The sequence below is a fragment of the Variovorax sp. PBS-H4 genome (genome assembly GCF_901827205.1).
Taxonomy (GTDB): domain Bacteria; phylum Pseudomonadota; class Gammaproteobacteria; order Burkholderiales; family Burkholderiaceae_C; genus Variovorax.
Map to the genome: position 1 here is coordinate 260,166 of NZ_LR594675.1, position 15,619 is coordinate 275,784.

The 15,619-nt window shown below is 65.4% G+C and carries 12 protein-coding genes; 11 read left to right on the forward strand and 1 reads right to left on the reverse strand.

Annotation, left to right across the window (positions count from 1 at the left end; genetic code table 11):
- Nucleotides 1–7: 7 nt before the first annotated feature.
- Entirely contained in the window at nucleotides 8–1,918 is a 1,911-nt protein-coding gene (gene recQ / locus E5CHR_RS01265) for a DNA helicase RecQ (protein ID WP_162578009.1), read from the reverse strand.
- Nucleotides 1,919–2,221: 303 nt separating this feature from the next.
- On the opposite strand from recQ, the gene E5CHR_RS01270 reads away from it, so the two are divergent.
- From E5CHR_RS01270 to E5CHR_RS01320, 11 genes are all read left to right on the forward strand, one after another.
- Complete coding sequence (locus E5CHR_RS01270; protein WP_162578010.1) at nucleotides 2,222–2,683, forward strand: CesT family type III secretion system chaperone; 462 nt, start codon at nucleotides 2,222–2,224, stop codon at nucleotides 2,681–2,683.
- A 15-nt stretch (nucleotides 2,684–2,698) separates the two neighbouring features.
- Entirely contained in the window at nucleotides 2,699–5,671 is a 2,973-nt protein-coding gene (locus E5CHR_RS01275) for a hypothetical protein (RefSeq protein ID WP_162578011.1), read from the forward strand.
- Between the two features lie 273 nt (nucleotides 5,672–5,944).
- On the forward strand, nucleotides 5,945–6,910 hold the full coding sequence (locus E5CHR_RS01280; RefSeq protein ID WP_162578012.1) for an ABC transporter substrate-binding protein: 966 nt from the start codon (nucleotides 5,945–5,947) through the stop codon (nucleotides 6,908–6,910).
- An 84-nt stretch (nucleotides 6,911–6,994) separates the two neighbouring features.
- Nucleotides 6,995–7,804 carry an ABC transporter permease gene (locus tag E5CHR_RS01285; RefSeq protein ID WP_443083108.1) on the forward strand — a complete coding sequence of 270 codons (810 nt, stop codon included), beginning with the start codon at nucleotides 6,995–6,997 and terminating at the stop codon, nucleotides 7,802–7,804.
- Nucleotides 7,804–8,586, forward strand: coding sequence for an ABC transporter ATP-binding protein (locus E5CHR_RS01290; protein WP_162578014.1), 783 nt, complete (start codon nucleotides 7,804–7,806; stop codon nucleotides 8,584–8,586). Before E5CHR_RS01285 ends, E5CHR_RS01290 begins: the two co-directional genes overlap by 1 nt.
- 11 nt (nucleotides 8,587–8,597) lie before the next feature.
- Nucleotides 8,598–9,383: a histidine utilization repressor gene (gene hutC / locus E5CHR_RS01295; RefSeq protein WP_162578015.1), complete on the forward strand. Its 786-nt coding sequence runs from the start codon at nucleotides 8,598–8,600 to the stop codon at nucleotides 9,381–9,383.
- A gap of 60 nt (nucleotides 9,384–9,443) precedes the next feature.
- On the forward strand, nucleotides 9,444–11,078 hold the full coding sequence (gene hutH / locus E5CHR_RS01300; protein ID WP_162578017.1) for a histidine ammonia-lyase: 1,635 nt from the start codon (nucleotides 9,444–9,446) through the stop codon (nucleotides 11,076–11,078).
- 33 nt (nucleotides 11,079–11,111) lie between these two features.
- A complete protein-coding gene (hutU, locus tag E5CHR_RS01305) occupies nucleotides 11,112–12,833 on the forward strand; it encodes a urocanate hydratase (protein WP_162578018.1) in 1,722 nt (573 codons plus the stop codon).
- Between the two features lie 10 nt (nucleotides 12,834–12,843).
- On the forward strand, nucleotides 12,844–13,845 hold the full coding sequence (locus E5CHR_RS01310) for an ornithine cyclodeaminase family protein (RefSeq protein ID WP_162578019.1): 1,002 nt from the start codon (nucleotides 12,844–12,846) through the stop codon (nucleotides 13,843–13,845).
- Between the two features lie 4 nt (nucleotides 13,846–13,849).
- Nucleotides 13,850–14,656 carry a phosphate/phosphite/phosphonate ABC transporter substrate-binding protein gene (locus E5CHR_RS01315; RefSeq protein ID WP_162578020.1) on the forward strand — a complete coding sequence of 269 codons (807 nt, stop codon included), beginning with the start codon at nucleotides 13,850–13,852 and terminating at the stop codon, nucleotides 14,654–14,656.
- Nucleotides 14,656–15,615 (forward strand): tripartite tricarboxylate transporter substrate binding protein, encoded by a 960-nt coding sequence (locus E5CHR_RS01320; protein ID WP_162578021.1) that lies wholly within the window; start codon nucleotides 14,656–14,658, stop codon nucleotides 15,613–15,615. Before E5CHR_RS01315 ends, E5CHR_RS01320 begins: the two co-directional genes overlap by 1 nt.
- Nucleotides 15,616–15,619: the final 4 nt, after the last annotated feature.

Consider the following 15,619-nt stretch of genomic DNA (forward strand, 5'->3'; position numbering starts at 1 on the left):
GCCCGGGTCAGAACGCCGCGCAGACCCGCAGCACGTCGGTCCCGTACGCTTCCAGCTTCTTGCTGCCGATCCCGCTCAGGCCTTGAAGGTCCTCGAGGGTGGCCGGCGCCCGTTCGGCAATGGCGGCGAGCGTGGCGTCGTGGAAGATCACGTAGGCGGGCAGGTTGTGTTCGCGAGCCACCTCGGAGCGCCAGGCCTTGAGCGCAGCGAAGCGTGCCTGGCCGGCCGTGTCCAGGGTGGCCGCAGCGGGCGAAGGCGTGCCGCGTGCTGGCTTGTCGCGCCGCGACTTCTTGCGCTCGGAAGGTGAAGAGACCGACTCGCGCAGGAGCACCGGCGTCTCGCCCTTGAGCACCGCGCGCGAGCCGTCTGTGAGCTGCAACGTGTTGAAGGCCTGCGCATCGACCGACAGCGCCCCGGTGGCGATCAGCTGGCGGATCACGCCGCGCAGCTGCGCCTCGCTGAACTCGCTGCCGATCCCGAAGGTGCTGAGCCGTGCATGGCCGAATTGCGTAACCTTCTCCGTCGTCTTGCCGCGCAAGATGTCCATGATGTGGCCCGCACCGAAGCTGATGCCGCTCTGCTGCTGCACGCGGTAGATGGTCGACAGCAGTTTGCGGGCTGCGTCCGTGCCGTCCCACACCTCTGGTGGATTCAGGCAGTTGTCGCAGTTCCCGCAGGATGTGCTGTGCTCGCCGAAGTAGTGCAGCAAGCGCACCCGGCGGCAGTCGCTGGCCTCGGCCAGCGAAAGCAGCGCATCGAGCTTGCCCCGCATCACCTGCTTGAAGTCCTCGCCAGCAGGGCTCTCGTCGATCATGCGGCGCTGGTTCACCACGTCCTGCAGCCCGTAGGTCATCCAGGCGTCGGCCGGTGCGCCGTCGCGGCCCGCGCGGCCCGTCTCCTGGTAGTAGCCCTCGATGTTCTTGGGCATGTCCAGGTGGGCCACGAAGCGCACGTCCGGCTTGTCGATTCCCATGCCGAAGGCGATGGTCGCCACCATGACGACGCCCTCGTCCCGCAGGAAGCGATCCTGGTGCTTCTGTCGCACCGCGGCGTCGAGCCCGGCATGGTAGGGCAGGGCGTCGACCCCGGCGTCGCGCAACGTCTGGGCCGTGTCTTCGACGCGTTTGCGCGACTGGCAATACACCACGCCCGCATCGCCCTCGTGCTCGCGCTCGATGAAGCGCAAGAGCTGCGTGGTGGGCTCCTTCTTCTCGACGATGGTGTAGCGGATGTTCGGCCGGTCGAAGCTGGAGACGAACTGACGCGCCTCCTCGAGCTGCAGCCGCTCCACGATGTCGGCGCGCGTCAACGCGTCGGCGGTCGCGGTCAGCGCGATGCGCGGCACGCTGGCATAGCGCTCGTGCAGCACCGTCAGCGCGCGGTACTCGGGCCGGAAGTCGTGGCCCCACTGGCTCACGCAATGCGCCTCGTCGATCGCGAACAGCGACAACTTGCCACGCTCGTGCAACCCGTCGAGCTGCGAAAGAAAGCGCGGCGTCGTCACGCGTTCGGGTGCCGCGTAGAGCAAGGTGATCTCGCCGCGCAGCATGCGGCGCTCCACGTCCTGCGTCTCTTGCCAGTCGAGCGTCGAATTGAGAAAGGCCGCATTGACGCCGGCCTCGTGCAGGGCGCCCACCTGGTCGTGCATCAGCGCGATCAACGGCGACACCACCACCGTCACGCCGCGGCCCGCGCGCTGCCGCGCGATCGCGGGGATTTGGTAGCACAGCGACTTGCCGCCGCCGGTGGGCATCAGCACCAGCGCGTCGGCTCCGGCGGTGACGTTCTCGATGATGGCCTGTTGATGGCCGCGGAACTCGGCGTAGCCGAAGACGTCGCGAAGAATCTGGGATAGATCGCGGCCGGAGAAAGGGGACGGCAGGGCTGACACGGGTCTGGCACCGATGGCTTGAGTCATTTCGGGAGAGGGCAGGCCGGCGCCGCATCGACGCCGAAAACTGATTGTCCCTCAGCGGTTGCGACAAAAAGCGGCGCAACCGCTGGCGTGCTTAGGACAAGATTGTTTCCCCGGCAATTTGCATGCACGAAATCTCGCAATCGACCGAGCAAAGCGTCGGACGCATCGGTCATATTGAAAACTGAAAATTTCTTCGCCGACTGCGACAAAAAAAAGCGCGAGCGGAGGGAGCAATGTGGGAAACCATTGTTACCTACCGAAGAGACGAGCTTTCTTTATCCCATCTGATGAGGAGACGGGCACATGAGTCGAGAGGACTATGTCGGGCTGGTACAGGATTTCTGTGAAGAGATCGGTCTTGCGCACGCGAGCGAGCTGCTGGACCAGGGTGTTCTGCAAATGGAGGACATGCTCGTTGGCATCGAATACCTCGAAGAGAGAGAAGAGATCCGCATACTCATGGATCTCGGAGAAATTGAAGACGAAAGAGGCAGGGCGATACTGCTCCCCCTGCTACTGCAGTCGAATCTGAGCAACACCAGCGCCTATCTCCCCACCTTCAGTCTTCATCCTGAGACGGGTCATCCTATCGTGGCGTATCACCTGCCCCTGATGACTTTGCTGGAGGAGGACATCAGTCTTGCGTTCGTACTGAACGAGCAACTGCTCCCAGTCTTCGATGAATGGAAATCCGTAGTGCAGCAGGCGCTTGCCGGCATCAATGTCGGCCGTGAATCTTCGTCTTTGCCTGAATCATTTGCTTGACGGAAGGAGATTGTCATGATTGGCAAGACCTTTAGAAATGCCTTGTCATCCCAGGCAGGACGGATCAGACGCCCTCCTCGCGAGCTTTTAATCAAAAGAAACCCTGCAGCTCGCATCGTCCAAAACGATCTTTTTGCGAAAAAACCCAGCTCGTATAATTTTCGCGACACCCTTCATCACGATCTGGAGCCCGGTCAGATCAGGTTCAACGAGCCCGCTGGAGAAGGACTCTTCAGCGAAGAAATATTCAACAGAGCCGAAGAGGCAATTGAAAGTGCCGGTACTCCGGCTTTCGCGGATATTCCGGCATTCAATCACGTCGAAGAGAGCCAGACTCAGAATGCGGAGCTCCCTGGGGGGCGCTCAATCTTCGGAATAGATGCGGCTGGACTGAAAGGATGGAGAAACGCACGCACGTCGGAGTTTTTCAACTACACGAAGTTGGCCATGGATCTGCGCGCTGACAAGGCCGTAAGCAACCGCTACACGTGGGTGAAAACAAAATACGAGGACGGCGGCGAAATCTTCCAGGAGCGCGTGCTCGTCAGACGCCAAACCAAAACGTGGACTGATCGCGTCCTGGAGAAGGCAGGGCTAGACGGAGGAAAAGTGCAGGCCGCGTTCAATCAGTTGAGCCAGACTGTGCGCCATCTGGCAGGCGTGCCCCGCAAGACAGGTTCCAGCTACGTCGGAACCGAAAGCATCGACCCTTTGCTGACCCAAGCCAAGGGCGGGCCTGTCGATGCCGGCTGGGCGGCCCAAGGCGTAGGCAGGACAGGCGCCACGACTGCCGCCAACGAGGGGCCATTGGCGTTCAAGGCTGGTTTTGAGGGAGCCAGTGAGGCCCTGACCTATGCCGCAGCGCCGCTGGCAGTGGCCGATGCGATGGGGTCTGCCAACGAGGTCCTCCAAGCGGTCAGTGAGCGCGACAGGAACAAGGCGGCCGTGCTGGCCCATCACGGTGGTTATTTGCGATTCCTGAAAAAGATCGACGCAAACAAGTCGCACACCATCACCTCGGAGGAGGTGGACGCCTTTCTCAGCTTCACCGCGGCCGCCCAGAAGTTGTTCAAGCCGACTCGGCAAGAGTCCCGGACAGTCGCGGCGATCAAGGCTCGTTTCGCAAGGTTGATGGTCATGCAGCCGCTGACGGTCGCCACAACATCAGGCATCGCGATCGCCAGCCACGTCGCGGGCTCGAATCCTGTCACGGCCGCAATCGCAGCGCCGTTGACCATGATCTCTGCAGCCGTCGAGATTCGTGAGGCAACGCAGTCACGTCTGCGCCGGTTGGACCAGCAGCATCGGGCCGAGGAGCGCAAGGCCGCGATGAAAGGCGTTGTGGATAGCTTGGGCCCCGAAGATCCCGAACTCGAGCTCCTGAAGGGCATCGTGGCCGGCCTGAGCGCGCATCAGGATGACTTGATCGAACAGGCGAAACGAGAAAAGGGCTACGCTCGCCTGCAAGCCGGCAAGGCGGCTGCCACGATCGGCGGAGGCACTGCATTCGTGGCGGCGGCCGGGGTAGTCCTCGGCGGCGTCATCGCGGCGACGGCCCTGAGTCCGGCAGCCCCGTTGGTTGCCCTGCCTGCCCTTGGCTGGGGAGGCGCGATCTTCAAGCGCGGTCGCGAACGGGCGAGTGATGCGCGCAAGTTGAAGTGGCAACAGCGCGCCGTGGCTGCGGTGGCATTGACGAAAGGCCGCAAGGCACTGGAGGAACTCGCCAGGGAGAGCGAATTCTCCGTCAAGGTGAGCTTTCAAGAAGGCGAGTATCTGCCGGAAGAGGAAGGCTTCGCCGGGAAGCGGGAGATGGAATTTCGTGCCAGCGAAAACCCTTACGTGGGACTTCATTTATTGGCGCTTCAGGTCCAGGATATGGTCAAGAACAGCGCTGGCAACACTTCTTGCGTCCGGCTTCTGAATGCGCTCCACATTGACGCACTGGACCTGTTCGCCATTTGCCAAAAAGCTTCGTTCAAGGACGGAAAGGCGCAACTGGACTACATCCAGTCGCAGCTGGCGATCAAACTGGACATGCCGCTGAAAATGGAAGGCGACACGCAGCCCTTGCCCCATCCGTCCGTTTTCATCGGCGATTTCAAGAGGCGGATCGTCAATCGGTTCGAACCGGACTTTCTTGAATTGGCGGCAGAGATTCAGGAGGGTATTCCAAAGGATATCTGGAAAAAATTACCAAAGCAGATTGGAGACAGGATTTCGGAGGAGAGCTGGAAAAAAATTCCGAAAGAGATGCAAGACAGGATGAAGCCGGCGGTCGTGGCAAAAATCACGAACGAAATAGCATTTCAGCAGAGAATTCTGCCGAAAACCTGGGAAGAAGTTCCAGAAGAAATTCAGGAAAAAATCCAGGCAGAATTCCCGGCGATTGTTCAGCAAGAGATTCGAAGATCCATCCGAGAAGAGCTGAAAAAAAGCTTTCCCGATGAAACGTACATGGAAGCTTTCGATGCTGTCATCGGAAAATTCCTCAAGGATACGCAGCACCTGCCCGACTCCCAGCTCACGAAACTGCTGAGGGCAACGGTGCCTGATCCTTCGATGCAATCGGAGGAGGTGTCGTCGAAATCTGCAACGCCATCCGTGAAAAGCGAATTGTCCGAGGCAAAGGTTGAAGTTGCATTCGAAGAGCCCTCGGACTTATTGAGCGACGTACCGGCGTGGCGGAATTATCCCCAGGCGCCAGAGCTGCCTCAAGATGGGGAAGATTCCCGGGATTCGTCGAGCAACGTATTAGTGCGGCCGGAAGAGCCTCCCGTGCCCGGCGCACGGATAAGCGCGCAGCGCCGGGTTGACGAATTGAAATGGCTGGACGACGAACTGCAGAAGGTGGAAGCGTTGCCGCCTTCGAGGACGACCGAACAGCGGGAGAAGGCGCGCCGAGCGGAAGAAATAGACACACAGCTGCGCGTGCTCCAGGAAAACATCAAGGCAAGCGACCTGATCAACCAGACTCAGATACGCCCCTGAGTCGCTGAGAGCCGGATGAGCCGCACGGCCGCTCCGAAGGCTCATAGCACCGCAGCCGAAGGCGAAGGTACTCCAGTGAGCCTGGTGCTCGCCGGCCATCACCGTCCTCCGTATCGGAACTTCGAACCCGTCGCCGGTTGCCATAACCGGCAACGGGCTCGGGTTTGCCTGTATATACAGGGGCATTCAAGTCCGTCGACACTTGCCGCCACGCCAGCGCTGCTGCGTCGCCTGGCGAGCCGGGCTTTCTCGAACCCACAAGGAGCACCCCCGATGGTCAAGACTCTCGCAAGAACCGCCTCGCTGCTCGCGGCAGGCCTTTGCGCCGCAGCCATGGCGGCAGGCGCCCACGCCCAGGACAGCAAGATCACCCTCGGCATGTCCGGATGGACCGGCTTCGCGCCGCTCTCGCTGGCCGACAAGGCCGGCATCTTCAAGAAGAACGGACTCGACGTCGAACTCAAGATGATCCCGCAGAAGGACCGGCACCTGGCCCTGGCCTCCGGCGCGATCCAGTGCGCGGCCACCACCGTCGAGACGCACGTGGCCTGGAACGCCAACGGCGTGCCCATCGTGCAGATTTTCCAGATGGACAAGTCCTACGGCGCCGATGGCATCGCGGTGCGCAACGACGTCAAGTCCTTCGCCGACCTCAAGGGCAAGACCATCGGCGTGAGCGCACCCGGCACCGCGCCCTATTTCGGCCTGGCCTGGATGCTGAGCAAGAACGGCATGACGCTGAAGGACGTGAAGACCGTCTCGCTCGAGCCCCAGCCTGCCGCCCAGGCCTTCGTCGCCGGCCAGAACGACGCCGCGATGACCTACGAGCCCTACCTGTCGACCGTGCGCGCCAACCCGCAGGCCGGCAAGATCCTTGCCACCACGCTGGACTACCCGATGGTGATGGACACCGTCGGCTGTGCGCCCACCTGGCTCAAGGCAAACGCCAAGGCCGCGCAGGCCCTGACCAACTCCTACTTCGAGGCGCTGGAGATGATCAAGAACGAACCGGCCAAGGCCAACGAGCTGATGGGCTCGGCCGTCAAGCAGAGCGGCGAGCAGTTCGCCAAGTCGTCCGCGTACCTGCGCTGGCAGGACAAGGCGGCCAACCAGAAGTTCTTCGCCGGCGAGCTCACCCAGTTCATGAAGGACTCGGTGCCGATCCTGCTGGAGGCCGGCGTGATCCGCAAGGCGCCCGAGGACCTCTCGGCGACCTTCGACGCGAGCTTCATCAAGTAAGAGCACCTCGCACGAAGCTGCCCGGGCACCGCCATGCAAGCGACCACCGCCGTCCCCACTGCTGCGCCTGCAGCACCCGCCGCCATGCCGGCCACAGCCGCGCCCGGCCGGCGCCGCGGCATGGCGCCGCTCGAACCGGTCGGCCCGCGCGCGCGCTGGATGCTGGGCCTGGGCTTCTTCGTGCTGTTCTTCGCCGTCTGGGCTGCATTCACGCTGGGCGGCTTCGTGCCCCCCACCTTCCTCGCCAGCCCGGTCACGATGGTGAAGGAGGGCTATGGCCTCTTTACCGAATTCAACTTCCTCCACGACATCGGCATGACCGTCTGGCGCGTGGTCGGTGGCTTCGTGCTCGCAGCCATCGTCGCAGTGCCGCTGGGCATCGCCATGGGCGCCTACAAGCCCATCGAGGCCTTCTTCGAGCCCTTCGTCTCTTTCTGCCGCTACCTGCCGGCCTCGGCCTTCATCCCGCTGCTCATTTTGTGGGCCGGTATCGGCGAGGCGCAGAAGCTGCTGGTGATCTTCATCGGCTCGGTGTTCCAGATCACGCTGATGGTCGCCGTCACCGTGGGCGGTGCGCGGCGCGACCTGGTGGAGGCCGCCTACACGCTGGGCGCCAACAGCCGCGGCATCGTCGCGCGCGTGCTCATCCCCGGCGCCGCGCCGGGCATTGCCGAAACGCTGCGACTGGTGCTGGGCTGGGCCTGGACCTACGTCATCGTGGCCGAGCTGATTGGCTCCTCCTCCGGCATCGGCCACATGATCACCGACAGCCAGGCGCTGCTGAACACCGGCCAGATCATCTTCGGCATCATCGTCATCGGCGTGATCGGGCTGGTCTCGGACTTCGTCTTCAAGTTCGTCAACCGGCGCCTTTTCGCCTGGAGCACGCTGTGATGCAAAGCCAGCTTTCGATCCGCGGCGTGTCCCGCACCTTCACCGGCAACCGCGGCCAGCGCACGCAGGCCTTGCTGCCCATCGACTTCGAGGTGCGCGAGAACGACTTCGTGACCATCCTCGGTCCGTCGGGCTGCGGCAAGTCCACGCTGCTTCGCATCGTGGCCGGCCTCGACGGCCCGAGCGAAGGCCGCGTGCTGCTCGACGGCCAGCCGATCGAAGGACCCGGCGCCGATCGCGGCATGGTGTTCCAGAGCTACACGCTCTTCCCCTGGCTCACGATCGCGCAGAACATCCGCTTCGGCCTGCGCGAGCGCGGCATGGGCGAGGCCGAGCAGAAGGAGCGCAGCGACTACTTCATCGCCAAGGTCGGCCTGCGCGGCTTCGAGGGCCACTACCCCAAGCAGCTCTCGGGCGGCATGCAGCAGCGCACCGCGATCGCGCGCGCGCTCGCCAACGACCCCAAGATCCTGCTCCTCGACGAGCCCTTCGGCGCGCTCGACAACCAGACCCGCGTGCTGATGCAGGAACTGCTGCTCGGCATCTGGGAATCAGCGCAGAAGACGGTGCTTTTCGTCACCCACGACATCGACGAGGCCATCTTCATGGCCAACCGCGTCGCCGTGTTCAGCGCGCGGCCTGGCCGTATCAAGTGCGAGATCGCGGTCGACTTTCCGCATCCACGCCACTACACCCTCAAGACCTCGCCGGAGTTCATGGCCATCAAGGCCCGCCTGACCGAGGAGATCCGGGCGGAGTCGATGGCCGCGGCCGAACACTGAAGAACGAAGACATGACCATCAGCGCCAAGCACCGCAGCAACACGAGCACGCCAAGACACGCGGCGGCGGTGCAGCCTGCGCTTGCGCTCTACGAGCAGGTCAAGTCCTTCATCACGCACAAGATCCAGGACGGCTCCTGGCCCGCCGGCCACCGCCTGCCTTCGGAAAGCGAATTGGTGGCGAAGTTCGGCGTGGCGCGCATGACGGTCAACCGCGCGCTGCGCGAGCTGATGGAGCAGGGGCGCATCGTGCGCGTGGCCGGGGTCGGCAGCTTCGTGGCCGAGGACAAGCCGCAGTCCACGCTGCTGCAGATCGCCAACATTGCGAGCGAGATCCGCGCGCGCGGCCATGACTACCGCTGCAAGTTCCTGGTGGCCGAACGCATCGCGGCCTCGCCCGACGTGGCCGTGTGGCTCGACCTGCGGCCTGGCGAATCGGTGTTCCACACCGTGTGCCTGCACCTGGAGAACAACCTCCCCGTGCAGCTCGAAGACCGCCACGTCAACCCGCGCATGGTGCCCGCCTTTCTCGAGCAGGATTTTTCTGCGACCTCGCCCAGCGAGTACCTGGTGCGCAACGTGCCCTTCGACCAGATCGAGCATGTGGTCGATGCCGTGCTGCCCACGCCCGAGCAGGCCGAGCGGCTCGACATGCCGTCCAGCGACCCCTGCCTGCTGCTGACGCGGCGCACCTGGTCGCGCAGCACGCCCGTGACCATGGTGCGCTGCCTTCACCCGGCCTCGCGCTATCGGCTGGGCAGTCGCTTCCGCGCGGACGGCAACCCGAGCTTCGGCTGAACAAGCTGCTGAACCAGACCGCCGTTCGCACGCACCTACTTGTATAGACAGGACCGACGCATGGACAACGCCTCTCTCTCCACCGCACCGCTGCTGCTCACGCCCGGCGGGGTCGAGCTCGCCGCCCTGCGGTGCGTGCACGCCGGCGGCGTGCAGCTCGCGCTCGACCCCGCGGCGCGCGCGGGCCTGCTGGCTGCGCAGGCGACCGTGCGCAAGATCGTCGAGGCCGGCGAAGTCGTCTATGGCATCAACACCGGTTTCGGCAAGCTCGCGCAGACCATCATCCCGCACGAGCGCCTGGCTGAGCTGCAGCGCAACCTGGTGCTCTCGCACAGCGCCGGCACCGGCGCGCCGCTGCCCGCGGGCGTGGTACGCCTGGTGCTCGTCACCAAGGCCGTGAGCCTGGCGCGCGGCCACTCCGGCATCGCGCCGGAGATCGTCGATGCGCTGATCGCGCTTCACAACGCCGGCCTGCTCCCGCGCATCCCGTCCAAGGGCTCGGTCGGCGCCTCGGGCGACCTCGCGCCGCTCGCCCACCTGGCGTGCGTGCTGATCGGCAAGGGCGAGGTCACGACCCCCGAGGGCGCGGTGATCAGCGGCGCCGAGGCGCTCGCGCGCATCGGCCTCGACCCCTTCGTGCTCGGCCCCAAGGAAGGCCTGGCCTTGCTCAACGGCACGCAGGTTTCGACCGCGCTGGCCTTGGCCGGCCTGTTCGGCGCCGAGGACGTGTTCGCCGCCGGCCTGATGGCCGGCGCGCTCTCGCTCGAGGCGATCCAGGGATCGATCAAGCCTTTCGATGCCCGTATCCACGCCGCGCGCGGCCAGCCGGGGCAGATCGCGGTCGCCGCCGCCGTGCGCACGCTGCTCGAAGGCAGCGAGATCATCCCCTCGCATGCCGACTGCGGGCGCGTGCAGGACCCGTATTCCGTGCGCTGCGTGCCCCAGGTCATGGGCGCCTGCCTCGACAACCTCGCGCACGCGGCGCGCGTGCTTCGCATCGAAGCCAACGCCGCCTCCGACAACCCGCTGGTCTTCGACAACGGCGATGTCATTTCCGGCGGCAACTTCCACGCCGAGCCAGTCGCCTTCGCGGCCGACATCATCGCGCTGGCCGTCGCCGAGATCGGCGCCATCAGCGAGCGCCGCATGGCCCTGCTGCTCGACAGCGGCCTGTCCGGATTGCCGCCCTTCCTGGTGCGCGACGGCGGCGTCAACTCCGGCTTCATGATCGCGCAGGTCACGGCGGCGTCGCTCGCCTCCGAGAACAAGTCGCTTGCCCATCCGGCCAGCGTGGACAGCCTGCCCACTTCGGCCAATCAGGAAGACCATGTGTCGATGGCCACCTTTGCCGCGCGGCGGCTCGCCGAGATGGTGGAGAACACCGCGGTGGTCGTGGGCATCGAAGCGATGGCCGCCGCGCAAGGCATCGAACTCAAGCGTGGAAGCAAGGCCCCTACGCTCGGCACTGACGTGTCCTCGCTTCCCCCCGACGGGGCGCAGCCCGCCTTGGGGCGGCCCGGCGGCGGGCTGAAAAGCTCCGCCTTGCTCGAAGCCGAATTCGCCGCCATCCGCCAGCGCGTCGCCTTCATCGACCAGGACCATTTCATGGCCCCCGACATCGAGGCCATGCGCCAGTGGGCGCGCCGCAGCGACTGGCCCGCCGCCCTGCTGGACATCCTCCCCAGCCGCCCCTGAACTCGCCCCCTCCAATTGAAAGGACAAGCCGCCATGAACGCTCCGGACAAGTTCGTTGCCAAGACCGCCACAGACCCCCGCCATGACCCGACGCGCGTGATCCGCGCGCCGCGCGGCAGCCTGCTCAACTGCAAGAGCTGGCTCACCGAGGCGCCCTACCGCATGCTGCAGAACAACCTCGACCCCGAGGTGGCCGAGCGCCCGCAGGACCTGGTCGTCTACGGCGGCATCGGCCGCGCCGCGCGCAACTGGGAATGCTTCGACCAGATCCTCGCCTCGCTCAAGACGCTCGAAGACGACGAGACCCTGCTGATCCAGTCAGGCAAGCCCGTCGGCGTTTTCAAGACCCATCCCGACGCCCCGCGGGTGCTGCTCGCCAACTCCAACCTGGTGCCCAAATGGGCGACCTGGGAGCACTTCAACGAGCTGGACCGCAAGGGCCTCTTCATGTACGGCCAGATGACCGCCGGCAGCTGGATCTACATCGGCAGCCAGGGCATCGTGCAGGGCACCTTCGAGACCTTCGTCGAGGCAGGGCGCCAGCATTACGACAACGACCTTGCAGGCAGGTGGTTCCTCACGGCCGGCCTCGGCGGCATGGGCGGCGCGCAGCCACTGGCCGCCACGCTGGCCGGCGCCGTTTCGCTCAACATCGAGTGCAAGCAGTCGAGCATCGACTTCCGCCTGCGCACGCGGTACGTCGACAAGCAGGCCAAGGACATCGACGATGCCATCGCGCTCATCCGGCAGCACACGGCGGCCAGGGAGGCCGTGTCGATCGCGCTGCTCGGCAATGCGGCCGAGATCCTGCCGGAACTGGTGAAGCGCGCCAAGGACGGCGGGCTGAAGCCCGACCTCGTCACCGACCAGACCTCCGCGCACGACCTGATCAACGGCTACCTGCCCGCCGGCTGGAGTGTCGAGCAATGGATCGACGCGCAGAAAGACCCGTCGCAGCACGCGCGCCTGAAAGCCGAGGCCGCGAAGTCCTGCGCCGTGCACGTGCAGGCGATGCTCGACTTCCAGGCCATGGGCATACCCACCGTCGACTACGGCAACAACATTCGCCAGGTCGCCTTCGACGAGGGCGTAAAGAACGCCTTCGACTTCCCCGGTTTCGTGCCCGCCTACATCCGCCCGCTCTTCTGCGAAGGCAAGGGCCCTTTCCGCTGGGTCGCGCTCTCGGGCGACCCGGAGGACATCTACAAGACCGACGCCAAGATCAAGGAGCTCTTCCCCGACAACAAGCACACCCACCGCTGGCTGGACATGGCGCGTGAGCGCATCTCGTTCCAGGGCCTGCCCGCGCGCATCTGCTGGCTCGGCCTGGGCGAGCGCCACAAGGCCGGTCTGGCCTTCAACGAAATGGTGAAGTCCGGCGAGCTCAAGGGCCCGATCGTCATCGGCCGCGACCATCTCGACACCGGCTCCGTCGCCAGCCCCAACCGCGAGACCGAGGCCATGAAGGACGGCACCGATGCCGTGTCCGACTGGCCCCTGCTCAACGCGCTGCTCAACACCGCGGGCGGCGCGACCTGGGTCAGCCTGCATCACGGCGGCGGCGTCGGCATGGGCTACTCGCAGCATTCGGGCGTGGTGATCGTGTGCGACGGCACCGACGCCGCGGCGAAGCGCATCGGGCGCGTGCTGTGGAACGACCCTGCGACCGGCGTCATGCGCCACGCCGACGCGGGCTACGAACAGGCCGTCGCGACGGCAAAGAAGAATGCCCTTCAACTCCCCATGATCAAGTGAGCCAAACCCCATGTCAGAGATCTACCTGCACTACCTGAACCACCTCGACGTCCAGGCGCTCGCCATGACCGACGCCGAGATCGTCGCCGCCGTCGAGGCCGGCCTGCTCGCGCAAGGGCGCGGCGAGACGACCATCGAGCCGCGCATGCACCTCGTGCCCGAGAAGGACTACCCCGGCCACTTCAATGTGCTGCGCGGCTACGTGCGGCCGCTCGGCGTGGCGGGCGTGAAGGTGGTGGGCGACTTCTACCGCAACTACGAGCAAGGCTTGCCTTCGGAACTTGCGTTGCTCAACCTCTTCGATCCGAAGACCGGCGTGCCGGTGGCCATCATTGACGCCTCCGACATCACCGACATGCGCACCGGCGCGATCACCGCCATCGGCGCCAAGCACCTCGCGCGCAAGAATTCGAAGATCCTCGGCCACATCGGTGCGCGCGGCACTTCGTACTGGAACGTGCGCCTGCTGCATTCGATCTTTCACTTCGACGAGATCCGCGTGCACTCGCGCCGGCCCGAGAGCCGAGAAAAGTTCGCCGCGCGGCTGGAGCGCGACCTTGGCACGAAGATCACCATCACCGAGGACTGGGAGTCCTGCGTGCGCGGCGCCGACATCGTGGTCGAGGCGTCGCGTCTGGAAAAGCCCACGCCCATGCTCAAGACCGAGTGGATCAAGAAGGGCGCTTGCGTCATTCCCTACGGCACCATGAGCGCGGTCGAGCTCTCGCTCACCGACATCATGGACAAGATGGTGATGGACGACTGGGGCCAGGCCAAGGCCGGCCCGCTGGGTGCGCTGCGCGCGCATGTCGACAGCGGCAAGCTCTCCGAGCAGACGCTGCACGCCGAGCTGGGCCAGATCGTCGCGGGGCTCAAGCCCGGGCGCGAGAGCGAGGACGAGACCAACCTCTTCTGGCACCGCGGCCTCTCGCTGTCGGACATCGCGCTCGGTGCGGCCATGCTCGAGAAGGCCAAGCGCATGGGGCTCGGCCAGCAGCTTCGCTTCCGTTGACGTCATGGCCCGGGTCGCCAACGCGCGCATGTACTCGGCCACCGCCTCGGCGCGGGCCGACTGGAAGGCGCTCTTCACCTGGGTGCTCGCACGCGCGGAGCTCGGCTGGGAGGTGATCGACTACGACGCGCCTGCGCCGCTCTCCGCACTGTGGGCGCGCGACGACCTGGGCTTGGCAATGATGTGCGGGCTGCCCTTCTCGCAGCGCGCGCCGCGGCCCACCTTGGTCGCCGCGCCGGTGCCTTCGCCAGCGCGCTATGGCAGCCGGCCGGTGTACTTCACCGACATCGTCGTTCGCGCCGATGCGCCATACCAGCGCCTTGAAGACACCTTCGGCGGCGTAGTGGGCTACACGCTGGCCGACTCGATGTCGGGCGGCGTCGCCCTCGCGCACCACCTCGCGCCCTATCGCGGGGCGCGAGGAGCGCGTCTCTACCGCAAGGCCGTCGGCAACCTGATCCACGCGCGCGGCGTGATCGAGGCGCTGGCCGGCGGCGCCATCGACGTCGGGCCGCTCGACAGCTACTACCACGACCTGCTGCGGCACAACGAGCCCGCATTCGCGCAGCAGGTGCGCATCATCGCGAGCACCGAGGCGCGGCCCATCCCGCCGCTGGTCGCCACCGCCGGACTGCAGCCTGACGAACTCGCGCGGCTGCGCGATGCCCTGCAGGCCAGCACGAAGACGCCCGACCTTCGCGCCGTGTCGGACCGCTTGTTGCTTGCCGGCTTTGCCGTGCCCGATCCCGCGGACTACGACGTCCTCGCGCGGATCGCCGATTCCAACCTTCCCACCTTCGAGGACCTCTGATGATCCAGCGTCGTCTTGCCCTTCTGTTGCCTCTTCTGTTCGCCTCCGTTGTCCATGCGCAGACGTGGCCCGCCAAACCGGTGCGCCTCATCGTGCCCTTCGCGCCTGGCGGCCCGGCCGATGTGCTGGCGCGCGTCATGGGGCAGGAGCTTTCCGACGCGCTTGGCCAGCCTTTCATCGTCGAGAACAAGGTGGGCGCGGCCGGCAACATCGGCGTCGAGCAGATCGCCAAGGCCGCACCCGATGGCTACACGCTGGGCATCGTCCCGGTGGGCAATGTCGCGGTCAATCCCAGCCTTTTTCCCTCGCTGCCCTACAAGGCCAGCGAGCTCGCGCCGGTCGCCATGCTGGCCACGGTGGAGAACGTGCTCGCTGTCAACGCCGAGGTGCCGGCTCGATCGCTCAAGGAACTGCTCGCACTGGCGAAGCAGAAGCCGGGCACCCTGAGCTTCGCCTCGCCCGGCGCCGGTAGCCAGGCCCACCTGGCCGGCGAACTGATGGCGCTGGAGGCGGACGTGAAGCTGATCCACGTGCCCTACAAAGGCGTCGGCCCGGCCATCAACGACCTGGTCGGCGGCCAGGTGACGATGATGTTCGGTTCGGTGTCGGCCGTGCTGCCGCACGTCAAGTCCGGCAAGTTGCGTGCACTTGGCGTCGCCAGCCTCAAGCGCTCCGCCGCCATGCCCGACTTGCCCACCATCGCGGAGCAGGGCCTGCCGAACTTCGAGGCCGTGTCGTGGTACGCACTGATGGCGCCCGCCGGCACGCCTGCCGCGGTTATCGACCGCCTCAATGCCGAGAGCACCCGCTCGCTGGCCAGGCCCGCGATCAAGGAGAAGTTCGCCGCCCAGGGCCTGGAGCCCGGCAGCGGCAAGCCGCAGGATCTCGCGGCCACCATCCGCACGGAAACCGCGCGCTGGTCCGAAGTGATCAAGAAACAGAACATCAAGCCTGAGTGACGTG